At 43.2% G+C, this 24,761-nt stretch carries 23 protein-coding genes; 7 read left to right on the top strand and 16 right to left on the bottom strand.

What is annotated here, in order from left to right; genetic code table 11:
- Nucleotides 1-3 precede the first annotated feature (3 nt).
- From AC3CIA_RS21465 to AC3CIA_RS21455, 3 genes are all read right to left on the bottom strand, one after another.
- A complete protein-coding gene (locus AC3CIA_RS21465) occupies nucleotides 4-954 on the bottom strand; it encodes an iron chelate uptake ABC transporter family permease subunit (protein WP_488519023.1) in 951 nt (316 codons plus the stop codon).
- The gene (locus AC3CIA_RS21460; protein ID WP_488519022.1) at nucleotides 947-1,900 is read right to left on the bottom strand and encodes an ABC transporter permease; all 954 of its coding nucleotides are present in this window, start codon (nucleotides 1,898-1,900) and stop codon (nucleotides 947-949) included. The genes AC3CIA_RS21465 and AC3CIA_RS21460 overlap by 8 nt, the downstream gene beginning before the upstream one ends.
- 99 nt (nucleotides 1,901-1,999) lie before the next feature.
- Nucleotides 2,000-2,932, bottom strand: a complete 933-nt coding sequence (locus tag AC3CIA_RS21455; RefSeq protein ID WP_428785892.1) for a siderophore ABC transporter substrate-binding protein — start codon at nucleotides 2,930-2,932, stop codon at nucleotides 2,000-2,002.
- Nucleotides 2,933-3,902: 970 nt separating this feature from the next.
- Between AC3CIA_RS21455 and AC3CIA_RS21450 the strand changes: the two genes are divergently transcribed.
- On the top strand, nucleotides 3,903-4,112 hold the full coding sequence (locus AC3CIA_RS21450) for a hypothetical protein (RefSeq protein WP_004731601.1): 210 nt from the start codon (nucleotides 3,903-3,905) through the stop codon (nucleotides 4,110-4,112).
- A 231-nt stretch (nucleotides 4,113-4,343) separates the two neighbouring features.
- Here the strand turns inward: AC3CIA_RS21450 and AC3CIA_RS21445 are convergent, their stop codons facing one another.
- On the bottom strand, nucleotides 4,344-4,937 hold the full coding sequence (locus tag AC3CIA_RS21445) for a hypothetical protein (RefSeq protein WP_488519021.1): 594 nt from the start codon (nucleotides 4,935-4,937) through the stop codon (nucleotides 4,344-4,346).
- Between the two features lie 687 nt (nucleotides 4,938-5,624).
- On the opposite strand from AC3CIA_RS21445, the gene AC3CIA_RS21440 reads away from it, so the two are divergent.
- The gene (locus AC3CIA_RS21440) at nucleotides 5,625-6,164 is read left to right on the top strand and encodes a DUF3332 domain-containing protein (RefSeq protein ID WP_029222428.1); all 540 of its coding nucleotides are present in this window, start codon (nucleotides 5,625-5,627) and stop codon (nucleotides 6,162-6,164) included.
- Nucleotides 6,165-6,276: 112 nt separating this feature from the next.
- On the opposite strand, the gene AC3CIA_RS21435 is transcribed toward AC3CIA_RS21440, so the two are convergent.
- The 4 genes from AC3CIA_RS21435 to AC3CIA_RS21420 are packed head-to-tail and all read right to left on the bottom strand — an operon-like array spanning nucleotide 6,277 to nucleotide 10,191.
- Nucleotides 6,277-6,936, bottom strand: a complete 660-nt coding sequence (locus tag AC3CIA_RS21435) for a potassium channel family protein (protein WP_488519020.1) — start codon at nucleotides 6,934-6,936, stop codon at nucleotides 6,277-6,279.
- Nucleotides 6,937-8,037 carry an AI-2E family transporter gene (locus AC3CIA_RS21430; RefSeq protein ID WP_488519019.1) on the bottom strand — a complete coding sequence of 367 codons (1,101 nt, stop codon included), beginning with the start codon at nucleotides 8,035-8,037 and terminating at the stop codon, nucleotides 6,937-6,939.
- Nucleotides 8,038-8,060: 23 nt separating this feature from the next.
- Nucleotides 8,061-9,080 carry a DUF2955 domain-containing protein gene (locus AC3CIA_RS21425; protein WP_102554426.1) on the bottom strand — a complete coding sequence of 340 codons (1,020 nt, stop codon included), beginning with the start codon at nucleotides 9,078-9,080 and terminating at the stop codon, nucleotides 8,061-8,063.
- Nucleotides 9,070-10,191 carry an HlyD family secretion protein gene (locus AC3CIA_RS21420; protein WP_488519018.1) on the bottom strand — a complete coding sequence of 374 codons (1,122 nt, stop codon included), beginning with the start codon at nucleotides 10,189-10,191 and terminating at the stop codon, nucleotides 9,070-9,072. The genes AC3CIA_RS21425 and AC3CIA_RS21420 overlap by 11 nt, the downstream gene beginning before the upstream one ends.
- A 159-nt stretch (nucleotides 10,192-10,350) precedes the next feature.
- Here AC3CIA_RS21420 and AC3CIA_RS21415 point away from each other — a divergent pair, with 159 nt between their 5' ends.
- Nucleotides 10,351-11,346: an AraC family transcriptional regulator gene (locus tag AC3CIA_RS21415; protein WP_488519017.1), complete on the top strand. Its 996-nt coding sequence runs from the start codon at nucleotides 10,351-10,353 to the stop codon at nucleotides 11,344-11,346.
- 37 nt (nucleotides 11,347-11,383) lie between these two features.
- Here the strand turns inward: AC3CIA_RS21415 and AC3CIA_RS21410 are convergent, their stop codons facing one another.
- Entirely contained in the window at nucleotides 11,384-12,457 is a 1,074-nt protein-coding gene (locus AC3CIA_RS21410) for a sensor domain-containing diguanylate cyclase (protein ID WP_488519016.1), read from the bottom strand.
- 118 nt (nucleotides 12,458-12,575) lie between these two features.
- Complete coding sequence (locus tag AC3CIA_RS21405) at nucleotides 12,576-13,580, bottom strand: Solitary outer membrane autotransporter beta-barrel domain (RefSeq protein WP_054545669.1); 1,005 nt, start codon at nucleotides 13,578-13,580, stop codon at nucleotides 12,576-12,578.
- Between the two features lie 343 nt (nucleotides 13,581-13,923).
- Here AC3CIA_RS21405 and AC3CIA_RS21400 point away from each other — a divergent pair, with 343 nt between their 5' ends.
- Nucleotides 13,924-14,391, top strand: coding sequence for a hypothetical protein (locus AC3CIA_RS21400; protein WP_004731619.1), 468 nt, complete (start codon nucleotides 13,924-13,926; stop codon nucleotides 14,389-14,391).
- Between the two features lie 96 nt (nucleotides 14,392-14,487).
- On the opposite strand, the gene AC3CIA_RS21395 is transcribed toward AC3CIA_RS21400, so the two are convergent.
- The 5 genes from AC3CIA_RS21395 to AC3CIA_RS21375 all read right to left on the bottom strand — a co-directional run bounded on the left by AC3CIA_RS21395 (nucleotide 14,488) and on the right by AC3CIA_RS21375 (nucleotide 19,897).
- Nucleotides 14,488-15,687 carry a carbohydrate porin gene (locus tag AC3CIA_RS21395; RefSeq protein ID WP_488519652.1) on the bottom strand — a complete coding sequence of 400 codons (1,200 nt, stop codon included), beginning with the start codon at nucleotides 15,685-15,687 and terminating at the stop codon, nucleotides 14,488-14,490.
- Nucleotides 15,688-15,851: 164 nt separating this feature from the next.
- Nucleotides 15,852-16,400 carry a DUF3299 domain-containing protein gene (locus AC3CIA_RS21390; RefSeq protein WP_253656786.1) on the bottom strand — a complete coding sequence of 183 codons (549 nt, stop codon included), beginning with the start codon at nucleotides 16,398-16,400 and terminating at the stop codon, nucleotides 15,852-15,854.
- A 202-nt stretch (nucleotides 16,401-16,602) separates the two neighbouring features.
- The gene (locus AC3CIA_RS21385; RefSeq protein WP_488519015.1) at nucleotides 16,603-17,979 is read right to left on the bottom strand and encodes a metal-dependent hydrolase family protein; all 1,377 of its coding nucleotides are present in this window, start codon (nucleotides 17,977-17,979) and stop codon (nucleotides 16,603-16,605) included.
- A 327-nt stretch (nucleotides 17,980-18,306) separates the two neighbouring features.
- Nucleotides 18,307-19,287, bottom strand: a complete 981-nt coding sequence (locus tag AC3CIA_RS21380; protein WP_488519651.1) for a helix-turn-helix domain-containing protein — start codon at nucleotides 19,285-19,287, stop codon at nucleotides 18,307-18,309.
- A 181-nt stretch (nucleotides 19,288-19,468) separates the two neighbouring features.
- A complete protein-coding gene (locus AC3CIA_RS21375; protein WP_488519014.1) occupies nucleotides 19,469-19,897 on the bottom strand; it encodes a PACE efflux transporter in 429 nt (142 codons plus the stop codon).
- A gap of 139 nt (nucleotides 19,898-20,036) precedes the next feature.
- On the opposite strand from AC3CIA_RS21375, the gene AC3CIA_RS21370 reads away from it, so the two are divergent.
- Complete coding sequence (locus AC3CIA_RS21370; protein WP_061021942.1) at nucleotides 20,037-20,939, top strand: LysR family transcriptional regulator; 903 nt, start codon at nucleotides 20,037-20,039, stop codon at nucleotides 20,937-20,939.
- A gap of 418 nt (nucleotides 20,940-21,357) precedes the next feature.
- Complete coding sequence (locus AC3CIA_RS21365) at nucleotides 21,358-21,702, top strand: thiamine-phosphate diphosphorylase (protein WP_146456574.1); 345 nt, start codon at nucleotides 21,358-21,360, stop codon at nucleotides 21,700-21,702.
- Between the two features lie 184 nt (nucleotides 21,703-21,886).
- Here the strand turns inward: AC3CIA_RS21365 and thiE are convergent, their stop codons facing one another.
- Nucleotides 21,887-22,504, bottom strand: coding sequence for a thiamine phosphate synthase (thiE, locus tag AC3CIA_RS21360; RefSeq protein ID WP_372244639.1), 618 nt, complete (start codon nucleotides 22,502-22,504; stop codon nucleotides 21,887-21,889).
- A gap of 260 nt (nucleotides 22,505-22,764) precedes the next feature.
- Between thiE and AC3CIA_RS21355 the strand changes: the two genes are divergently transcribed.
- A complete protein-coding gene (locus AC3CIA_RS21355) occupies nucleotides 22,765-24,708 on the top strand; it encodes a methyl-accepting chemotaxis protein (protein ID WP_488519013.1) in 1,944 nt (647 codons plus the stop codon).
- Nucleotides 24,709-24,761: the final 53 nt, after the last annotated feature.

Below are 24,761 nucleotides of genomic sequence, written 5' to 3'. Positions count from 1 at the left end.
CCTTTACTGAATTCTGGTGCGTAACAACAAGAACATAAAATACAAACCGCCGACCAAGTTAATGATCACACTCACAGTGGTTTCAAACGCCATCACTTTTTCGATAAACCATTGGCCAGAAACCAATAAAACGATCGCTAACAAGCTGCTTGCGATGATAAGCACACGATGCTGATAAGATCGGAATATCTGGCGAGCTAAGCTCACGGTGATCAAGCCAAAGAACAGCACAGGGCCAACCAGAGCCGTAGACACCGCGACCATCACCGACACAATCACCAAGGTAATCTGAGTCAATCGCTTGGTGTTCACACCCAGGCTTGTCGCGTTATCAACACCAAGCCAAAGTACATCAAGCTTAGGCGCCAGCAACCACAGGCCAAGCAAGCTCAAACCCAGTGGAATAAGACTGAGGTAAACCAGTTCGCCTTTTACGTTATTGAAGCTTGCGAACATAACATTCTGCAGCACCGCAAATTCATTGGGATCAATCAACATCGCAAGGAAGTTCGCTAAGCTCGAGAATACGCTGCCACACACGATGCCTATTAAAAGCAGTGTGAAAACGTTATTTCGCTTGCTCTTAAAGTAGAAATGGAACAGAGCAAACGAGAACAAGATCATCACAGTTACAGACATCGAAAAGTTTGCGATTGAATCAATCACCCAGAAACTGGTACTGCCAAACACAAACAGAAGTACCGTTTGAACCAGCATATACAAGCTATCAAAGCCCAAGATGGATGGGGTTAGAATTCGATTATTAGTGATGGTTTGGAAAACCAACGACGACGCAGAGATCGCCACCGCCGCCAACACAATCGACATCAGTTTGGGTAGTCGCAGAGACAAGAAGAACTCATAGTTATCCCACGTAAGTCCCTGCCCCACAAATACTGCCGCCATACACAAAGACGCGATGGTCAGAATCGCAATTTTTACTGAATCACGCATTCGACTTGTCTCTCATGATTAGGTAGATAAAAATCAAGCCACCAAAGATGCTGATTATCATCGAGATTGGAATCTCATAAGGGAAGATGACGATTCGAGCTAACAAGTCACAAACCAATACCAAGATCACGCCCCAATAGGCTGTCCAAGGCAGAATCTTCTTCATGTTATCGCCCATCATCAGCGACACGATATTCGGCACGATAAGGCCAAGGAATGGGATAACACCAACGATCATCACCACAGAAGAGGCACAGATAGCGACCAATGCAACACCAATGAAAACGATCTTCTGATAATTCAAGCCGATGTTTTTCGCAAAGCTCTCGCCAATACTCGCCGCACTGAACTGACTCGCGAAGTAGTAAGCCAACACACAAGCAGGCACTGCGAGGTAAAGAATTTCATAGCTGCCTTGCAACACACTCGCAAAGTTCGCCATTGTCCATGCCGACATGGTTTGTACTAAGTCGTACTTGTAAGCAATAAAGGTTGTTAGAGACGAAACAACGTTGCCATACATGATGCCAATCAAAGGCACCAACACCGCATTCTTAAACTTAAGGTGTTGTAGAAAGCGGACCAATAGCATGGTTCCGAAAACCGCAAACGCGAAAATGAAACCTAAGTAGCTCCATTGCGCTGCATTGCCCAGAACCAGAATACCGACTATGTAGCCAAGCATGGCGCAGTCAATGGTACCCATAGTCGAAGGCGCGGCAAACTTGTTCTGCACGATCTGTTGCATGATCAAGCCAGCGACACTCAAGCCCGCACCGGCAAGTACAATCGCGAACAGTCGAGGGATTCGACTAACAACATAAATAGAGTTGGCGTGTTGGTTGCCATTGAAGAAGTCGCTAAAACTGATTTCAGCGACTCCAATCATCAATGACATAATGCATAACACAACAAGAAATACAGCAGCGGCAATGGGTTTCAACATAGAAATAATACTAAAGGTAGGGCTCTTTGAGTCCGTATGAAAAGTGAAAAAGGGCTTATAAGAACGCTCTTATAAGCCCAAAAATCTGATGATTGATGACTATTGAATCGTTCGTTCAATATCACCCAACATTCTGTGAATCGCTGTCACGCCACCACCAGCCAAATACCAAGCACTTGAATCAAGGTAAACGATGTTGCCTTGCTGCGCTGCAGGTGTCGCCGCAACTAATGGGTTATCAAACAGCTGTTGTGCGCGCCCTTCTGATTTACCGATCGCTTTTTCGCGGTCAAGAACGTAAAGCACTTCAGGTTTTGCGTCAGCAATGTATTCGAACGAGATTAGGTTGCCGTGAGTCCCTTTAATTGGAGCCACTGTCGCACTCTTTGACTCCTCGAAACCAAAATCATCAAAAATGATCGAGAAGCGACTGCCCTTATTGAACATCGCAATGTTGTTGCCGTTGTTCATCAGCATCATTGCAGACGTTTCGTCAGACGCGACTTTGTCGTTTACCGCAGTGATAGACGCTTGAGTCTCTTTAATGATCGCTTCTACTTCAGCTTGCTTACCAAAGATGTCACCTAGCGCGCGCCAGTTTTGCTGAGCATCAGCCCAGTATTTATCACCTTCAATAGAGAACATGACCGTTGGAGCGATTTGTGCCAGCTTGTCGTAAACCTTAAGCATGCGGTTTTCCGCGATAATGATGTCAGGCTTCAACATGTAGATAGCTTCAAAATCCGGTTCACTCAATGATCCTGTATTTGCTGTCGTTTCTTTGTACGAAGCTAGGTAATCGGGCAGCAAGCTATGAGGCGCACCAACTGGCTGTACACCAATTTGATCAAGCACATCCAAGCTACCAAAGCCAAGTACTACAACGCGCTGTGGTACTTCAGTAAACTGCGCCGTGCCCTTTACGTGTTCAATGGTCACGGTTTTCGCTTGAGCGGTCATCAGTAATGATGATGCAAGAAGGATGGCAAGCCCGCTTAACAACTGGCGAACTGAATTGATTGTTTTCTTCATGTTTCTTCCTTTGCCATTGATACTAACCACCACTCATGACAATGAAAGTCACACTACTCATAGGCGAGCATGGGGCGAACACAACGGCTAAATAACGATAATTTAAAGTCTGTCATTGCTTTGATAACAAACCCGTAACGCAAGTGAGAACTATTATCAATTATATTTGCGTTAAACTGGCGACACAACAACTTTATTATTCAGAAATGTAAAAGTGAGTATTCATATTTTGCGTAGTCAGGAGAGATACTCGGGATCAGAAATAGCAAAAAGACGCGAAGAGGAAAATGATCATCAATCTGAAGAATAAACTGATGGGGAAAAGTGCCCAAACTTCTGTAATTACAACGCTAAATCACAGAATTACGACGCCAAACTCCAGAATCACAACGTTCAACCTCAGAGTCACGAATTGTAATTTACAATGTAAAGACCATATATAACAGATACTTAATCATCAATAAATTAGCTGAACAATTAAAACCACTAATGACAAAGAATACGAAGCGGTGCAAAGCCAAACATCTGTCAGGTATCATGGTGAATCACCTGCCCATCGCTCATTTAACTCTCAACAAGCGACGGCAAATCATTCAAAATTTTTTTTGAATTTAATTTAAAATAGGGTTGTAATTTCAAAAACTAGGCGTATAGTGCGCCACTTGGCTCTAATCTATAGAGCTGTTAATGCTAAAGTAAGTCCAAGTTCCTCAAAGACAGTTCTCGATTTCCTCGTTACACCATCTCTGCGTCAGCTTTCACCTAGATAGTCATTCAATAGCTTTTAAATTCGATCCTCACTACCGATCTATCGTCATTCGCTCTTTTGCTAGCGAAGTCAAAATAGATCGATCACTTAAATATAAATGTAATAAACACAAGGCACAGTTATGTCACGCAGAACAACACGACAAACCCATTGGTACCAACTATCACGCGACAAATCAGTCAATAAACTAAAAGGTAATAAATGCTCAAGATTAAAATAGACTTACACAAAGAAGAAATTTCATGGGTCACAGAGATTCGACAGCTCAATAGCGATATACTCCACCGCCACATATTGCCCAAGCTACAACATCACAGTTATCTCATCGACTTTGAATTTAATGAACGAGAAAGCATCGGAACTATTGTTTCAGGCAACGGAAACACCCTAGGACATTTCACACTCCTATAGCATTTCCCATAGGCTACAAAAAGAAACACCGTTTAGTCCCAAAGATGTAAAAGATGTCACCCTCAATTCGCTCTAGCAGAACAAAATAGAGTAGAAGTAAAACAGATCAGAAACCTAGCCCTTTTTGCATTTCACGCGCGGCTAACGCTAGCTAGGTTATCGTACTTCTATTGAAACCAACTTATATCAAACTCTGAATCACCAATGAGTCATTATCAGTGCATTCATGGACTAATAAGTTAACGGCATCGACCTTAACTTTTGATCAAGAGTATATAAGTGTTCTGCAGCTTGCATGTGTTGAGGGTAATCACTGAATTTCTCACGATTCTCCTCATTCATCTTACATGTCTCATCCACCAGCATTAACTTCCAATACAGCTTTGTTGTATGCAGCATCGCCAATAGCGGTTTGAATACTTCTTTCTCATAAGCTTGAATCAACTCTTCAATCAATTCGTCACGCTCGTCTTCACTTGCGATTGAACCATTGGTTGCCGACAATACTTTTTGATATTTCAGATTGAGTTGCAGCTTATCCATCACCGTTTGGTTATCTTCCGCCAGTTCGACAAGTTTTGACTTAATGATGTTCACCCAATTCTCTTGGCTAAGAACCCTATCATCGATACTCGCAAAATCTTCGCGTATTTGACGTTCGACGTCTTTTTGAGCTTTCTTTAAAACACCACGCACCTTTTGAAAAGGCAGCTGAAATTCCTTACTTAGCTCGATAATCAGTTTATGAAAACCACCATTTGGCAGGTGTAAGTTTTCCTTAAACGTGACTATTGCAGCTTCTTGTTGATGTGTAAGGTTACTCATTCTTTTTCCTATTCTTTATCACTTATGGTGCTGAGCCCGCGATCATACCACTATATAACCTCGTTTTTTCGGTAACTTGATAGGTTACATCTAGGTACGTACTTAATTTCTCTCAACACGTTATCTTTTGGCTAGTTTTCACACTACTTGGCATTAAATGGTAAGTTTCTATCGATGAATATTCGTACATTAGTCGTACAGGGTATATCGCCAGACAGGAGTCATTACTTACATATGAAAGACAACAGCGAGAAATGAGAAACCATATGACCTATTCCGAATACAAAGAATCCGATCTGCATAAGTGCGTTAGCGTTGGTGCAGAAGCAACGGTATCAATCGCCAAGTTTACCGTTAAAGCCACTACCCTTTTATTTCGATTTTTCCGCTGGCTTGTCGTATCGGCCTATTCTTATGTGATGAAGTAATTCTGTATTGGAGTCGTTGTTTTCATTACGACTTATCCAAATACCCAAAAGCGCGCCCTATTAGGTCGCGCTTTTTTTATGCTCCGATTTTTGTAGCCAGCTTTTCTATGTCCGGTTTTCTAGATCTAGCTTTTGATACTTAAAGTACATAACCAATTTTCTATCGTCAGTGGCGCTAAATGGTAAAACTCTGAATCGAATAAAAACCATACTACACCTGTTCCAACAAAACAGACTTCTAACTTATACAGGTACTAAAATGAAAAAGATTGCACTTAAAATTGTAGGACTAACGGTTTTGGCTTCTGCGCTAACTGGTTGTATCGGCAGCAACGCCGTAACAGGGAAAGTGATGAAATTTAACGTTGAAGTTGTCGATAACCGCTATGCTCGTGCAGGTGTAAACTTCTTATTAGCGCCTGTGTACGGTATTACAACCGCAGCCGACTATGTCGTATTCAACTCACTCGAATTCTGGACAGGTAAAAACCCAATCAGTGGTTCACCACACGTATTTGATACAAAAACAGATACACACTTTGAAGTAAACGACGACCTAGACCCAAGCCTGAAAGAAGCCCCTGTAGGTCCAATTTCAAACAATCGCACGATTGAAACGGGTGAGATGATTAAGATTGACGAAAACACGGTTCAAATGGACATCGTCTATACCTCTGGTGAAACGGCAACTCTGACAGGTATCAAAGAGGGTCAAAACGTTAGCTATTACATGGATGGTCAGCTTGTGTCACAAACGACCATCGCTGAATTAGAGAAGATACAAGGCACTGAAGCGTAAGATTCATCGCCCACACAGAGTTCAAACTTAAAAAGACTTTAAAGCTCACAAAATAGAAGAAGCCCAGCAACTGCTGGGCTTCTTCGTGTGTGCTCTATTATTTGTAAATGCCCTATTGATATTGAGACTGTGTAAGCCGAATACTCACCAAGCTCGCCACCATGATGGCTAAATAGAAACTACCGATGATAGATTCCATAAACACAAAGAACTGAGCAATAGGCAAAGTCGGTGAAATATCCCCATAACCAACCGTAGTCAAAGTGATGAAACTGAAGTACATCGCATTGAACAAATTCGTTAGCCAGAATTGCTCTTCTAACCCATTAAACGCATTTGGGAAGATTTCCAAAATCAACAAATAGATGGTCGACCAAGCAAATCCCAACAATAAGTAAATACAGATAGAGCCGATAATATGATTAGGTGTCACCGTTGTCGCTTTCATCACCTGTTTTAACGCCGAATAAATGTGTGAAAACAAAAAGATAGCTAAGGCAGACAGTGTCACTATCGACAGGTTATAGCCTTCCAAAAACGAAAACACACCGGACACCGTCGCCGTTATCAGCAATAATCCATACCAAGAACGGTACAAGGCTCGCTCTTTATGTATACCAACAATTGAACTCGCTAGAGTAATGATGATAAGGAATAGTATCGTTTTCTGGCCTTGCGGATAAAACTGCTGCATCACCGCACAACCAAAAAACAACACCAATAGTGCATAAAACAAGAAGTAGAAGTTGTCGTCTTTCGAGACTGCCTTCATCTATTTCTCCTCTGTCTCTTCTTGGTATTTCTCAGTTTCTTCTTGATTTGTCTCTTCAAGTCCAAGCCACGCCATCATCAACTCATAAGTCAAACTCAGAACCACAGCACCAACAAACAAACCGACTATTCCTGACATCGCCATTCCGCCGAGCGCACCCAGTAAAATGACCAACATTGGAATATGAGAACCACGGCTTAGCAGTACAGGCTTCAAGATAGCGTCACTGCCACTGACCAAAATACACCACACCAAGAACAAACTGGCAGCCAACGTCGATTCAACGCTGAACATGTAAATAATTGCAGGTAGCAAAGCAAGAATAGGTGGCAGTTGGATGATTGCAATGAGCAGCACAGCTAGCGCCCAAAACGCTGCAGCAGGAACGCCCGCGATAACCAAACCAATTGCCGACATGATGGATTGAATGACAGCAACCCCTATCACACCTTGTACTACGCTACGTACTGTTGCTTTTGAAAGTTGAACGAGCTCTTCACCTTTACCGTCCGTTAAACGCGCCACTAAGTGAGTCACACCTGTTTGGCATTTATCGGCATTACTCATGAATGCACCAGCAATAATAGTCGAGATAATAAATTGGATAAAACCACCACCTAAAGAACCTAAAACCGACGCCGCTTTAGACGCAAGTATCTTCAGTTCTTCGGCATACTTTATGAATACACTCTCGATATTCGAAGAAGCATGAACCAAGGAGGCATAAACTCTTTCGCCAACGAATGGGATATCTTGTAAGGATTCTTTGGGTTTAGGCAGAGATAAGGTTCCATCTTGTAACCCTGTCATTAGATCCGATGCACTGGTGTAAATACCCGAAGAGAGTGCGACCAATGGAATCAGCAGCAACAACACACCGATAAAGCTCAACAATGCGCTGGCTTTACCTTTCGACATCCCCGTTTTATTTGAAATAGCGACAGCCACTGGATACAGCGCAGTCGCAATAATCGCTCCCCATACCACCAATAAAATGAATGGGCGTAAAATCGAAAAACACCAATAGACGAGCATGGCAATGGCTGCAATTTTTATTGCGGCATCAATCGCCTGTTTTGAAAAATCATCGGTTAACTTCATGAGACGTCCTTGTAAGGGGAAAATTAAGGCTGATTTTGTAAGAACTTCCAATTCCTGGTTTCAAGGAAGAGTGAAGCCAAAATCATATAAACTCCAATTAACACTAACTGGAATATACGTATGAATGTGTTGCTATCAATATCACCAGAACTCATCAACGTGCTCCCTACCAGTACCAATAAGGTGCTGAATGCGGTGGCAAAAATAGGCGCTTTTTCTGGAACGGTATAAATTTTTGTCGCGATAAGAATGGCGATAAGGCCTATAAATAAAGAATAGAAGACAATATTGGGAACAATAGAAAGGATTGAAAAAGCAGCAATCGCTAGCAAGCCTCCAATACCATTACTGATCACCAGAAAAGCGCTCAGTTTTACGGATTTTTCTGAGGTAATCATTAACGACAGCAAAGCGATAAACATCATGGTAAGCAGTGCTTCAGATATCTGAAAGATAAAGAAAAAGCACACCACAGGGTAAGAGATGATCATCGCTCTAAAAGCAGCATACCAACGTTGTTTCTTTTCTAGCGGCGCTGCGGCGAAGCCTGAAAACTCCGATTTGGGCTCTGGAAAAAAGATATGCACCAGAGCAAAAATCATCACAGAAACAACACCAGAAGTCGCCAAACCTGATGCCAACAGCACGGACATCCCAGGATTTGAGATAGCCATGAAAGGCAGCATCAACACGGCAATCAATAAAATGGTCGCAAACAGATTCCATTTCGGGTCAACGAATAAGTAATAACCCCACAACATCATTAAGCCAACTAAGATCAACAGAGGGATCGGATAGTGTGTAATTCCGCGAGACAACAACAAACCTAACGCCATGGTGGCGACCACCGCCAACAACAGTTCGTAGACCGTTTCCTTATGTAGATTAGGCTTATCGATTAAGAACTTAGCCGTGAACACTGGCGCCACGAATGCAAGAGGCCAATTTATCCAAGCAGCCAAAAATACCGCCAACGTGACGCCTACGGTATACCGCAGGATCCGTTGTTGTATTTGTTGGTCAATAATCGGCTTATCGGACATAAGACAATACGCTTATAAATCGAATCCACAGCTTACCTATTGCGTTAAAAACAAAGTTGTCACCGCTATACACAATCACATCAGCCTGACCACCAACACGCAACATACCTTGCATATCACCACGTTCAAATTCAATCATGATCGGAAGCATCTGAGTTTGACGTAACCAGCCCGTTTGTTGACTCGCTTGAGCAAGCTTACCCGCTTGATCATTTTGCCCCCAGTCGACCCCCCAATCAATGCTACTCACTCGACCTTTAACGATTTGTCCCGGAGCAAAATCGAGAGCGATTTCAACCTCATCACCAACCGTGACATTGCCTAAGCTATTTTCACGATAATAAGCTTCAATCCAAATATCTTCAGTTGAGACAAACGTCATTATGGCTTGCCCTGCAGAGGCATAGAAACCTTCTGACAAACTGAAGTTAGACACTCCACCTTGAGTTGGTGCTTTGATAACCGTGCGTTCTAGGTTTAATTGAGCTTGCTCCAACGCCAATAATGCCGCTTTCACTTGGCTGTTCTCTTCGCCTTCTTTACCCATTTGTTGCTTCGCACCTTCAAGATCAGCCTCTGCATTCACAACAGCCGCCCGAGAGGTCGCTAATGCTGCTCGCGCTTTATCTGCATCTGATTTAGAAACCACACCTTTATCGGCCATCTCTAAAACCCGCTTGGCTTGCAGCTTGGTGTTTTGTCTTTCAACAATCGCTGAAGTAAGTTTCGCTTGAGCTGAAGCAATGCTCGCGGTTTGAGCACCGACATTTTGGCCTGCAATCTCTAAATTTTGCTCGGCTTGTTGTACTGCAATTTTGTAATCAGACTCATCTAAAATGGCTAACTTGTCGCCTTGATTAACCAGTTGGTTAGGTTGAACCAGTATGTCGAGTACTTTACCCGACACCTCTGGCTTGATTGGAACGATATAACCTTTTACACGAGCATTATCAGTAATAGGGATGATGCGGTCTGAAATGACACTGAAGATCAACATGAATGCAACAAACAACAATAGGTAGTTTGTGACCTTTCTTACTTTGTCTTTTCCATTTTCTTGCTGGCCAACTTCTTCATTGGCTTCTTGCTTATTCCCTTTGGCTTCTGACATGGGACTCCCTTCTAGATAACTAAGATCAACAAAATTAATACTTTAAAAATAAACCCAGCGATGGAAAACTCAAGTAAATAGGGTTAGATTTAGTAAACAAAACGTTGCAAATGATATGCACGTCTAATAATGCAACAATATATACAGGATTGTATTCCAATGACCTCTAGTCACTACCAAGTCCCGGTAATTCAAACGAACTACGCTAAAATTCTGGTTCAGGTTTTTTCTGACTATGGTCTTGATTTACATCTGTTGCTTAAAGATTCCGGTTTACCACCCGACCTTATCGAATCAGAAAGTGATTTTGTGCCATCGGAATCCATTAAGCGTTTGATTTATCTGACATCAGCACAACTCGGCGTATCTCGGTTCACCGATATTCTTGGACTCGCATTTCGACGTCGAATCATCCCAAATGTCTTGCATCAATTTACCGAATTCGAAACCATTGGTGATGCACTAAAACAGATCAATTCAATCTTTGCCTATGACTCCCCAGGCAGCAAAGTCGAGTTTATTCAAGAACACGGTCAGAGCTGGTTTTGCCGAACTGCCCCCGAAGACAATTCCCCTATGTTTCAATGGGGGGAAGCTTTTGCGATTACATATATCATTGAATTAATAACCATTTTATCCCAATCCCCATGGTTACCTAATAAGGTGCGTCTTCAAGGACATGACATCGATGTCGTCAAAACACTTGTGCCAAGTAGCTGCCAACTGTTTGTTGATCAGTCGTCGACGGCTGTGCTTATTCCTGAAGAAATCTTACAACTCCCAATTCGCCTAACCTCTAAAGAACTCAGTGCTAAACCGACACTGATTGAGTGGCACACCAGCTTTACCGATAGCGTTTATGAGCTTCTAAAGCCGTACATGAAAGAACAAGACCTCTCTCTTGAAGAAGCCGCTGAGCTACTCAACTTTTCGGTGCGAACGTTCCAACGCAAACTCAAGAACGAAAACACCACTTATCGAAAGATCAAAGAAAACCTGATGTTTTCGGTAGCTTGCGAACTGATGGAAGAAGGCCACACGCTGACCTACATTTCTAGCCAGCTCGGTTACACCAACATCTCGCATTTTTCTCGTGCGTTTAAGCGCGTTTCAGGGTTAACACCCAAGATCTATCAACGCTCGACTTCGGCTTAGATACCGCTCTCACCGATTAGTTAATTGCAACACACGCCTAACCAAGGACAATGGGCGCTGCACTGCCCGAGCCTGAGCTAGAACTAGAGCTACACACTCTATTTCGCCCATTACCTTTAGCGCGATAAAGCGCCTTATCCGCACTGCGATAGGTCGCTTCGGCTTGTGCCTGTATTTCAGACACACCACTGCTCACAGTCAGGTTCAGTGTTGTTCCTTTGGCAATCACTTCTTTCAATCGATACATCGCCTCAAACGCTTCTGCTAAATTAGTTTCGGGCATCAAGATAGCGAACTCCTCGCCGCCTACTCGCGCGACGATGTCGGTGTCTCGACTGTTATTTCTCAACAGTTCAGCGACCTCTTTCAGCGCTGAATCACCTTGATCATGACCATGATTATCATTGATGGCCTTGAAATGATCTAAATCGATCAACGCCAAACAAGAGTGTGTATAACCATAACGCTCCGCTAAGTTTGAATAATGGTTGAGATCTTTATCAAAACGGCGGCGGTTCCAGCACCCTGTGAGAGAATCTGTGTCCACCAACATTCTTAATCGACGTTCTAATACTTTGCGTCGACTAATATCCGTAAAGGTCACCACATATTTATTATTGTGCGACAGTATTTCAGCTAACTTTTCGACAGCCACATTCACAGTAAAATGTTCACCAAGTCGACTGACTCCACTCAACTCACCCTTCCATCTCTGGTTTTCCTTGAGTGAGCGAGTAATGGTCGATATTAAACTGCTGTTATTCATAAAACAGAGATCAGAAATCGGGCGAGACTCGACTTGATTAAAGGCATAACCTGAAACTCTAGAGAACTGTTGATTGACTTGTATTACCCTCAATTGACTATCGAGGATGATAAAACCAGCGACGCCATCAATGATCGCTTCAGACAAGCTATTCTTGCTTTGAGCCATTTCATGTCGATATAGGCGTGCGGTAATGAGGGTGCTGAGAAAAAACAACGCGCACACAGAAAAAGCCATGACTGCCGAAGAAGCCATACTCAATAACCACAAGCTAACTGCCATATTAAGGGCAAGTGTAGACACCACGTATAGCGGCATTTTTCGGTCCAAACTTAACTTATTCATAGTCTGCTCTAGTGATGGGCGAATGACTATGATGGCTAAGTTTTCACTAAGATATTTACCATTTTACGACACATACAAATTCAAATTATATGAGTACCATTAAGATCAATAACTTATGCTAATTATTGAGTAAGAATAGCAAGCTACCACCACTGAGTGAGCTGCCATAATTGAAGTTAATTCCAATCCCGAAGTTGTCAAAAAAGTAAGAATCGTAAGGCACATCAAATACTAATCCGGCCCCGAATTCATAGTAATAGTGCGTATCTAAAGGAGCAGTCAAATCACCCGCGACATCGATTCTTGTTAAGTTATAGTGGATTTGAGGGTTATTAAGCGACCAAGCATCGAGCGCTACATTTTGCCTAAACTCTAGTTCATTAATGAATCGCATCCCTTCTGGGTTACCGATATCGCCATCGTTCGCTTCGCCCCAGCCTGTTCCATAAAAGTAACGAACTCTGGAAGACACATTCCAACTGCCCCACTCCTTTGGTTGCAAGTATTGAAGTTTGACTGAAGGTTCAGCAACAAGCGCCCATGCTGATGTATTCAATGCGTAGCCATCTAGCTGAGATTGAAATGCTTGAGAGTAGCTGTTGTTGTATTCGTATTTATTGCGGTAATAGAGCAAGTGAGTGCCTAACCCATAGGCGATAGACCAATGCTGGTTTAAATGGTTTTGCCCTCCGAAAAAGCCATACAGGCCCAATACCGAGTCTTCATTTGGGTTAACACGACGGTCAGGAGTCACATCTGATGAGATCTCAATATCCTGTTCAGAAAGCGCATAAGACCCTCGCACAGACCAAATAAGGTCGAAGTCAGGGTCATCCGTTTTAATCACGGAAGAGTAAGGGATGGAGCCCACACTCACTTGGCTTCGAGTATCGATGGTTTTATCGGATCCAAAACCACTGTCGTTTAAATTGATAAACGAATTAGGATCAAAATCCACAAAGCCAATTGAAATGGCATCGCTGTCAGTCAGCGCAATTGACACAGAAAATATCTTCTCTAAGCGGTTCTGAATCAATTCATTGGATGCATAGGCCGAGGAAGAACTGAGGCCCATTAAGAGCAGAATAATAGAACGGGGATAGTGCGATAGGGGTGAAAGCATTAAGTTGACTCCATTCAAACTTATGCTTCAAGTGTAATTGGTAACTTAACTAATTCAATCAGAGAGTTAACGGTGTGGTTGATACTGCTCTCAGTTCCAGCTGCAAGAGCGTTGCTAAATCGATGGCTCCCCAAAGTTCTTCTACGTCTTGGATTCTAAAATGAATAATCATATGCGCCTCTGTCTAAATTGAAGTCTAATCATGAATCATTCTTAAAACGCTTACTTACCATAATGCGCCAAACTGACTTTAAGACCTATTTCGCATATAAAACAATAAGCGCTTGAAAATTATAGGATTATCTCCTAAGTTTTTTATAACCCTTTACTCAGGAAGAAGTAGATGAGCAATATAGAAAAAGTATATGGATTTAATACGCCCCAACGACTCTTTGTCGGTTACACGCTTGCGGTACTCGTCGATTTAACGGTTCTTAATTTTTTTGATGAATACTGGGACTTCGTCAATATCGAGTCTTTCACCATCTCATTTGCAGCTGCGATTCTGCTACAACTCCTGCTCAAACTGTCTATTGGCTTAGAACATAAGCTCGCAGATTACTTCAAATCTAAACCGGGTACAGCGCCTAAGATTTATCGCGGTTTATCCAGTTACGTGATTTTGGTGGGCTCTAAGTTTGTGATGTTGGAAGCCATCAATATCTTGTTTGGCGACAAGGTAGACTTCACAGGCCCATGGAATGGTGTGGTGGCATTCTTCGCTGTGGTATTCACGATTTTGGTCGCAGAGATTATTGTTTCAAAAATCTACTTCGCACTCGATGACACGCCCAAAGCCGAAAAAGCATAGCCGCTTTTGATACAGACCTAAGACAAAAAAAGTGAGCCAAACAGGCTCACTTTTTACATCTATTCTTTACGTTTCAGCGATTAACAAACAGAGAAGTTAGATAAAGACTCTCGCTCTAATACCAAACACCCAAGCGCTACTTTCATTGGAGAAAGCTGGATCTTTAATGTATTGAATATCAGGTGTCACTTGGATGAAATCGTTGAGTTGCATGTTGTAGTAAATTTCAGCCGTCCATTGCTCTGTATTACCGCTTATTGCTTTCGCATCAGCTGCAAAAGAATCACCATTCACTTCCGCCCAGTTTAGCGCAACACCAAGGTTGTTCGTCGGTTTTCCTAACCCGAAATATCCCATACCAACAGAGATTGATTTATCGTAAAGGGCAACATCACCTTCTGAGAAACCACCTCGCACAAACGGCATAACTTGCGGCGTGATAAACTGACTCCATGAGAAATTGACACCTGAGCCACCTTCAGTTGCAAGGCTATTACTGTGGCGAGTATCGTCACCAAAATCCCAGAACGTCACATGGAAGTTGTCTGTATAAATCAGGTCTTGTGAAGCCGTCCAACCTAATTCAAGTGTTGTAAAGTAAGACGCATCACTACCAAAAGCGCTATCAAAGCCATCAAAAATATCATCTGACTGACCATTTGCATCAGCGATACCACCGACCACATAAAAGTTTTCGCCTAGCATATGACCGGCAGAAAGGGCCAATACACCGTCATCCGGTAAGCCCATCGCACCTGAGCCTGTCGAGAATGCCAAGTTAGTAAAGCCAGACCACGGGCTTGCTAAAGCGTAAACATCCGCATAGTTCGTTACATCCTGCCAACCGACGACAATGGTGCCTTTGCCATCATTGATTTTTTGCTTCCAGTTTAAGTCCGTAACACGAAACCCTTGGTCGCTGTATGCCGGACCAATTGCACCGACATAGCCAAGCGGGCCGAATGAATAGTCTTTTGGCGGAGTATCACCATAGGCATGCCTATGTTCCACCTTCCAAACTAAGCTACCTGAGTTCTGTGTGCCGTTTCCTAATAGATGCCATGAACCGTATAATCGTACCACACCCGACGATGCATCAACGCTATCGCCGCCAACCCCATCCCCTGAGGTCAGCCCCAAAGCAAAGTAATCTGCACCAAATGTAAATCCATCTTCAGCTAATGACTCCCTCCAAGATTTCTTTTGTGCTTTCTGCTCTGCAATTGTATTTTCAACAGAATCTGGGCCTTCAAAGTTAGCGCCGTAAACAACGCCGCTCATTGGGCTAGCCGCCATCACAATAGCCATACTTACTTTAGAGAATCTTGAGTTCATCATGTCACCAGTGCTTTTTAAGTTAGTTTTATTTTATTCATTACTCACATTGAAAATTGTCATTTGATGACACTGAGTGATTTAGATACTTCCAACAAGAGATTGGATTCAACTAGATGCACTAGCTAAGGTTGATACTGTTCTATACCTTCCGCTTTCATCGCATACACCGACTGCACATTGGCTGCGCCGTCAGAGTAATTCACATTTTCTTTCGATTGATGACCCGTTAACTGACCTTCAACCCAAACTGGTGTCATTAAGCTGACCAATTCAATGCCCTCAGGAAAATCAATCAATACAAGCTGGTTCGCTGGAGGCGGTGGTGTATGAATACACGCTCCAGCAGAAGGCACTAAAAAGAACTTAGTCACCTTAGTTCCATCCATTTCAATCGGCGTGATGTAACCAGGGATACGATGTTTACTACCTACTACCTCTGTATTGGGTTTCGAACCTAACGCTTCGCGTTGCTTCATGATCTGAGCACGAGCAACGAACAATGCTTCTACATCTATATCTTGCTTTTTTAATCTTTCAGTAACGTCGACGATTTCTTGTCTCGCTTTATCACTTGCCACAAAACCGTCTTCAGCCTGAGCCTCTTTAAAGCGAGCAATAGTCGCCATGTCAAACATCTGATTTCTATCTAACTTTTGAAATGGATCCTCCATTAACTCCATACTCGGAACTAACTCATCCCAGTACGTCACTTTTATTTCACTAGCCAATGATGAAAATGACAAACAACAGAACATAAAAAATGAGCCTATTGATTTTAAATCAACCATCAAAATCTACTCCAACCAACACAACAAAAAGGAAGTAGGTAGAGGAAAAGCTCCTCTACCAAATGATTAAAAATCAAATCGTAAATTACATTTCGTTGCGGTATACAACACCATCTTTCATTACCAATTTGATAGTATCGATGGTTTTGTATTCAGGATCAGCGTCAAACCATTCCGGAGTCGCGCCTATCACTGCCATGTCTTCCAATGGGTTACCCTCAATCAATAAGATGTCTGCAACCGCTCCATTTTCAATAACGCCTAATTTCCCTTGTGTGGTGCCTCTAGGGCCTGACATCGCCAACATTTCACCAGCCGTTGAAGTCATTTGTTTCAATACTTCAAAGTTGCTACCGAAAGCTTGTGTGCGCCAATAAATTTCGTAACGACGAGCTCGCTCGGCATCGGAATCTGCGCCCACATAGTCAGAGGCGAAAACGACCTTCACATTGTTCTCTAACAGTCGTTTACCGTAATCACCGTATTCTTCTTGAAGTTGGGCCACCATTGGCAATTTCTCAGCAGGCATCAACGGATTTTTTGCTAGGTCTGGTGATAATCCCCACATTTGTGGAACAATATATCCGCCCTCTTTGGCAATTCTCTTCATCGTGTCATCATTGATAAAGAACCCATGTTCAAAGCTTTTAACGCCACAATCCAATAGGCGATTTACCGATCGATCGTTAAACGTGTGTGCCGCGACATAGGTATTCCAATCTTTAGTAGCTTCAACAATCGCACATGTCTCATCGATCGAGTATTGAGTGGTATCTATTGGGTCAAATCGAGATGAACCACCGCCACCAGCCATGATCTTGATTTGAGTCGCGCCATTTCGTAGGTTCAATCGTGTCGCTTTCAACACTTCTGGTACGCCATCGGCAACCGCACCAATCCCCATACGTTCAAAGTTAGAAATGTCACCCACAGAATTCGGAGTAAAACCTGGGTCACTTCGATCTCGGAAATCACCATGACCAGAGGTTTGAGAAATAAATGCACCAGAAGGGTAAATACGTGGGCCGACAACGTTACCCGCCTCAATTTCACGAGTTAGACCAAAGGCTGGACCGCCCATATCACGAACAGTGGTAAAACCATCATCTAAGTAGCGCTTAGCCACTTGAGTCGCATGAATTGAAATGTCAGTAAGGTCTTTATTAGATTCAATATCGCCAAAATTATAATTAATCATGACGTGAGCATGGCCATCGATTAAGCCGGGCATCAAAGTCTTGCCCTCGCCATCAATCACTTCAGCTTCGCCAGCCTCTATCGGGCTCGCAGAGATTTGCTTGATAAGATTATCTTCGACTAATACATGATGGTCTTCGTACAATTTGTTTTCAGTACCATTGAACACATCGACGTTAGTAAATAGCGTTGAAGCGGCATTTGCAGAAAGAGCAAATGAACACGAAAGAGCAACAACAGAGAGTTTTAAGCCTGCATTTTTCATTTATACACCTTGATTCCGTTTATGAGTGGAGTCCACTTCCCATAACGATTCCGTAACTACTAATGAGTGTTATGAGGTTTCAAAGGTGTTTTTGTTAGCCGCGATAATCACAAAAATCTAATCAAAATTCCGAGAAAAAATCGAGGCAAAAACAACTCATCAACATTCAATAACTTAGTAGTGATACTGCCAGTGTTCAAGGTTGATAAATGGCCATTTGGTGACAATAAATAATTATGCGTTCAGGCTCCGGTTTCTGCTTGATGGCTGGAGGAACTGTTATTGCCGGAGCTCTTACTGATAGCTTTGTACTGTTGCTTACCGACGTTAGCTGTGCTCTTTTCGGTACTGTCTTGGCGTCATGTTCATCTGTCTTTTGAACGCTCGGGTAAAGTGGGAAGAATCGGAATAGCCCATTTTCGCGCCTACTTGCGTGATCGATAGATCTGACTGCTTAAGCAATTCCAAAACCTGCTCAAGAACCATCTCTTCAATCAAGGTTTTGTAGACCACCCCTTCACTTTCCAACCGACGCTGGATCGTTCTGACATGAATATTTAGAATCTCAGAAGCTAAGCTAATTGGGAGTTTCCCCATCGTGAGATAAGGTTTAATAACAAGCTTAAAAGCGCTCAGGAATGAGCTAGGTAAAGGCTTAGTGAGGTCTGATACTTGAGCAATTTTGGGTAAAACAATCGGTGCAAGCATGATGTCTTCAGGGATCTCAAAGGCAGTGACCGGTCTATGCGTATAAAACTGAGCACTGCCCATTTGTGGTAGAGATTGAAAACATTCGAGATCGCCATTCTGAATTCCGACCTCAGACGGCTTCCAACGACCTTGCGTTAATACTGAAAGTAGCTCGTTAATGAAAATAACAGAAAACAGCTCAGCGAACTTAAACCAAGGTGCGTTAGTAAATGGCTTCTCACGAACCAACCACCACTTGCCTCCGGATTGCTTGGTATAAACATTCGCACCATTGGATACGAGCTTAAGCTGCTCACCAAATTGGTCTAGCGCGATTTTCAATGAACCCTGCTGGCTTAGCTTAGCCACAAACCTTGGCACATAGGTTTGCTTGCAAAAACTCCACATAAACAGCGAAAACTCTTCTCTCGACGCAGATTCCCCCATAATCTTGACCACGTTTTTAATAGTGGTCTCAGGGAGATAATCGTAATGGTCATTACTGGTGAGAATATCATTAGGGATTTGGGCACTGCGTAGTAAGGTGTAGATTTCACCATCAATATGTTTGAACAGTTCCGCGAACAATTCGACTTCTTTCTTATCAACAACCGTCATTGCCTGAGGGGTATTTGGCATCCTTTCCTCTTATCTATCCGTTCACGAACTCAAATTATCACCTTCTTTAAGATAGCAGAACAAACGCCGCGTTACCTAGAGTTACTAACCGAATATACCCGTCAAAATAACGAATAAACAAACGGTTAGTCGCTCAAATTACATTTACTGACTTGGTAGTTTACTGAACCGCTAAATCGGCTTTTCGTACCCAAAATGCTCGCACATGGTCGTAAATCAGATTAAACACAAACGCGTAAATGGTAATAAAAATGGTCACGCCGATGTCCATCAAAAATGCCTGCCATAACCCGACGTTGAGCAAGTACGCCATCACCGGGATCGTCGCCACCAGCAAGCCTGCCTCAAATAACACGACATGAAAAACACGTAACTTGAGCGAACGCTTTGATTTTTCACCCGTGAAATAACGGTCAAAAATGCGATTGAAACAGTAGTTCCAAATCATCGCGATAGTGGCAACAACTATCATGGTTCCTGATAAGGCATTCACATCGTGATCGGTAAATATCGCCAAGCCCATAATTGAAAGTGTTACGGCCAAAACTTCGAATAACACTGAGTGGAACACTCTTTCTAATGTACTCATACATTCCTCTAAATAATCTAGTCTATGTTGGATTAGCTCGGATTATGTCATCGAAAATAATAAGAGAAAGTTAACAGCCATCACGAACAGTGATAGCCTAGGAGTTATCCCCCCCCTTTGGTATTGAGCGAGAGATAGAATGTACAGTTTTGAGCAATTAAAAGTCTTCGTCACCGTGTGTGAAAGTGGCTCTTTTTCTGCTGCTGCACGCAAGCTGAAACGCGCTCAATCCGGCGTCAGCCAATCGATCGCCAATCTCGAAATAGCCATCGACCAAGAGCTGTTTAACCGCGAGAAAAACATCCCCGTTTTGACCAACACAGGCAAAGCCTTATTGCCTGTTGCCAAGTCGATTCTCGACCAACAAAAGTACTTCGACCAAAAAGTAGAATCGCTGACGCAAGAAGATGAACACGAACTGATCATTGCCATTGATGAGAGCATCATAGATAAGAATTTCATTAAGATAATCAGCTCACTAGCCGATCAGTTTCCAATCACACACTTCGATATTATTACGACATCTACCTTCGATGTTGAAGACTTAGTAAGGCGCGGAAAAGCACAGATTGGCATCATCTATGCGGATGGTGAGCTTAAGGTGGATATGGACTTTTTCCTACTTGGCCAAGCGCGCTTTCTTACTGTCAGCTCTGCCACGCACGAGCTGAGCCAAATGCCCGTCGTTCAAGACTCAGACCTAAAGCGCTACCGCCAATGTGTGCATCGCAGTTCGAAGCAGCGCGAATTGTGGTTCACCTATGGTATCAGCTCCATGCTTTGGTATGCCAACAACCACAAAACGATCATTGATCTCGTTGAACAGAACGTAGGGTGGGCAAATGTGCCTGAAATGATGGTGATGGAAGGAATTCAGAAAGGCGATCTCGTTGCACTGCCAGTGGCACACGAGCATGGTGGTTGGATTACTCCAGTGGGTTGCTTAGTGTCTCGCAGCCATATCAATGGGCCAGTGTTAACAAGTTTACTTGAAAAACTAAAGGGCCACTCATTAGAGAACAATCAATGGCAAGCCAACTAATCTTCCCCAATCCTTGAGTTCAGCCTATTTCAGCAACGGAATCCTAAGCCAATGACGGTGGTGTTTTCTCCAGCACTACCTCATTTCCGCTTTTCGTGCCGATAATTTTCTTTGTCGTGTGGATAAAACACCCTAGTTGATATCCCAAAGTGACATAACTAGTATGCGATCCCAAAGGATTTGTCTTATCAAACTGATATCGACAAAACCAAATCGCTCTTTAACACCACTGACCCAACTTCAAATCTCCCACATAAGTGCCCCTGCCCTGCAACCACTTGTGAAATCTTCAAATAGATCACTTTTGAATATTGATTCGCACCCAGTTTATGAGCCCTCTTAGAGTGCTTTTTTATATCTAAATGAACCTTTTGGAAAATTTGTCGTGAACGTTTTAAGAAATATTTGCCCTGAGAAAATGGGCAAAGAGCGTAACAAACGAGAGTATGATTTACGCGTACTTAATTGTGTCAGTGAAAGCGAGTATGAATCGCGTATGGCAGTTTGGAATAGCTTAACTTTGGTTGCTACTCCGTCTGTTTCAGAAACAAAAGGCTTCATCGATGAGGCTTTCAACAAACTTCAGCAAGACTTGAGAGAAGCGAGCCGCGAGTTATCGATTAACTACACAGACTTCATTGCCATGGCGCATGAAGAACTCAACTACATTAAGGTGTTTGTTGCTGATAAGACCGCACAATACGGCTGGTATGCCGCGATCGTTGTTATGATCATCGGTACTGTTGCTCTGTGTGCTCAGTAGATCAAACTGTGCATTCAATAGACGCTTTCAGGCTCAATAAAAACGTTATGCCTCATACACAGCATAGCGTGCTTAATAGTTTGCCTTAAAAGCTCAAGCGATAAACATAAGCACATCTCTGTGCTTGTGTTTTAGCTAAAAAAAACAAACAGTTAAAATCATTTATTTTCTAGTCTAAAAGACTTCACTCTCCCATTAGAGACAACAAATCCTGCGTCGCTTGTTTTGGATCTTCAGCGTGACATATCGCAGATACCAGTGCTAACCCATGAATACCGCTCTCAACTAACTGCGGGATGTTCGACTCGTTAATTCCACCAATACCGACAATCGGTAACTTCGTTGTCTCCAACGCCATTTTAATGCCGTCATAACCCCAATGTTTCTTAAGATTTGTCTTAGTCGGTGTGGCAAAAAGCGCACTGAGTCCAATGTAATCGATCGGCAGACTATCGGCTTCTTGAAGCTGTTGCTCAGTTTCGATCGACAGACCAAGAATCTTGTCTGGGCCAATCAACTGACGGGCTAACTCAGCAGGCATATCTGATTGACCTAAATGCAAGCCGTCAGCATCCACAGCCAACGCAACGTCCACTCGGTCATTAATAATCAACGGCACATTAGAACCTGCCAAAATCGACTTAACAGCTTGTGCTCGTTCAATGAAAGCTCTCACATCCCCATGTTTCTCTCTCACTTGGACCATAGTGACACCACCAGCGACCGCTTGTTCAACCACGAACTTGAGCGTTTCTAAATCTTGTTGGTCATCCGTTACTAAGTAGAGCTTATAAGGGTTCATATCGTGCCTTTGGAGTCGGAGTCTAAATAGAGTTGCTACCATTTTACCGACAAATCGCATCATGTGCATGGAAGTTAATACTAAATTAGCTCAATTAAGCGCGTGCCATTGAATATACAACTCGTTGAGAGCATGCCGAAAATCCTGAAATTTTTAACTAAAGCGTTACTTATTACACAAACTATTCACTTAAGCCTGCCCAGAACGCTGTTTTATGGAATACTTCGCTATGAAGGAATCAGGTAAATATAGGGATAGTTATGCGCCACCTTTCTATAGCGTTTAAGATCAAGCTAGGTTATGCCATCTGCTTACTCTTTTTCGTCATTTCTGGCTTTGTGAGTTACAAAGGTATCCAAACCTTGTCGAACGGCTTTAGCCAGTACAGTGAGCTCAGCCAGAAAGCGACACTGTCAGGCAACATTCAAGTGCATTTTCTTCAGATGCGCTTAGCCTCTGAACGTTACTTAGAGTCATTGGATGAGCAATACGAAACGAATTATCAATCAAGCAAACTCGCGATTGATGAACTGCTGAACAACTTAATCCAAACCACCACCAAAACCGATAGCCTAGCTAGCCTGCAATTAGTGCAAGACAGCGTGGCGGCATTTGACACGGCTTATGGCTCAATGAAACAGAGCCAGCGACTCATCGACCAATTGGTGAATGTCGAGATGGTCAAACGAGAAACCAACGCCCTCAAAGCCGCTCAGAGCTTGTTGTATGAGTCGTACAACAACAATGATCCAAACGCGAGCTTATACGCGGGTATGTTGATGGAGAACTTCCTCGCAGCCAAGATCACTGTACTGAGTTACTCAAACAACAACGATCTAAAAACCTATGAAGCCGGTAAAGATATCTTTGAATATGCATTGCCAGGCATCGAGGGCGATATTGAATCTCTTAAATCATCCCCTTACCAAAGCGAGCTGATTGAAGACTTCTCTAACCAGCGCGAAGCGTATGCAAAAGGCTTTGAACAAGTTCATCAACAGATGATTGAGAACACCCAAAGAACCGCAACCCTCGCCTCTATTGGTGACAGTTTAGCGATTGCGGTCGCGGATGCTCAAAGCATTCTCGAGCGACAGAAACAAGCATTAACGCCAGAACTGCAAGCCAGTGAAAAACGTTCAGTTCAAATCATCTTCTTGCTAACGGGTGTGGCTTTGGTGATTGGCATGGCGAGCGCTGTGTTGGTGACTCGTTCTATTACCAAAGGCATCGCACAGGTTAAACAGATCACCAATGAGCTTTCTCAAGGCAACTTAAATGTTGAAGTGAACATCGAGAGCAAAAACGAGATTGGCGAACTGCTGACCAACATGGAGATCACCATTGAATCTCTGCGCGATATTGTCGGCCAAGTGAACCGCTCTAGCGTGCGTATTGGTGAGATGTCGGAGTCGCTCAATCAAGTGACCAACAACAGCTCGACCAACGCGACACAGTTGAACAATGAGATGATCAATATCTCTTCTGCCGTTGATCAATTGGCTTCGAGCACATCAGAAATTGCTGCAAGTGCTAACCACGCGTCTCAAGTTGCAAACCAAGCAACCGAGAATGTGGCGATGGGACTTAAAGAAGTAGACAAGACACTGCATGAAATTGGCAGCGCCGATGAAAGCATGCAGGTGAGTAGCCAGAAAGTGACTGACCTACACAAAGAGTCGATGAACATTGGTGCCATTCTTGAAGTGATTAAAGGCGTTTCTGAGCAAACCAATCTGTTGGCATTGAATGCGGCTATTGAAGCTGCGCGCGCAGGTGAACAAGGTCGTGGGTTTGCAGTAGTAGCCGATGAAGTAAGAACCTTAGCTAAGCGTACTCAAGATTCTGCTAGCCAGATTGATGAGCTCATCACCTCGCTACAACGTGGCGCTAAAGACGCGCTAGAGTCGATCAAAGAGAGTCACAGCACGGTTTCAGATGCTTCAACTCAGGCACAACAAGCCTCTCAGAATTTGCATGTGATTAACCAACACATCCAAGATTTGAATCAGGCCAACAGCCAGATCGCAGTATCGGTTGATGAACAGGATTGCTTGACTAAGTCGCTGGGTGAAAATGCGCAAGGTGCAAACACCATCGCACAAAGTAACCAAGAGTCTGTAAGCAGTATTTCTGGCGCAGCGAGTGACTTAACCGAGGTTGCTCATCACCTAGAGAGCCAAGTGAATCGATTTAGAACCTAACGAAACCAATTGCTGATATAACGAGATAGCAAACACGACGACGAGTTAATACG

The sequence above is a fragment of the Vibrio sp. QJM3NY_27 genome (genome assembly GCF_057785955.1).
This window is presented reverse-complemented; position numbering and strand designations above follow the sequence as displayed.